The sequence below is a fragment of the Bradyrhizobium cosmicum genome (assembly GCF_032290525.1).
GTDB lineage: Bacteria > Pseudomonadota > Alphaproteobacteria > Rhizobiales > Xanthobacteraceae > Bradyrhizobium > Bradyrhizobium cosmicum_A.
Window position 1 is genome coordinate 1 of the sequence record NZ_JASXTA010000555.1, and the last position, 240, is coordinate 240.

Annotated in this window: 1 protein-coding gene; it reads left to right on the forward strand. The window is 61.7% G+C overall.

Annotated features, from left to right (window positions below; translation table 11 throughout):
* On the forward strand, nt 1-240 hold a 240-nt coding region (locus QSV46_RS40915; RefSeq protein ID WP_314964462.1), incomplete at both ends, for an undecaprenyl diphosphate synthase family protein.

Below are 240 nucleotides of genomic sequence, written 5' to 3' on the forward strand. Positions count from 1 at the left end.
GGGCAAGCGCGATCCCGCCTCGATCGATGCCGATACGCTCGGCCGCTATCTCGATGCACCTGACATTCCCGATCCCGACCTGATCATCCGCACCAGCGGCGAACAGCGGCTGTCGAACTTCTTGATGTGGCAGGCGGCCTATAGCGAACTTGTGTTCGTGCCGATCCACTGGCCCGATTTCGACAAGGCCGCGCTCGAAAGCGCCATTGCCGAATATGCCAGACGGGAACGCCGTTTCGG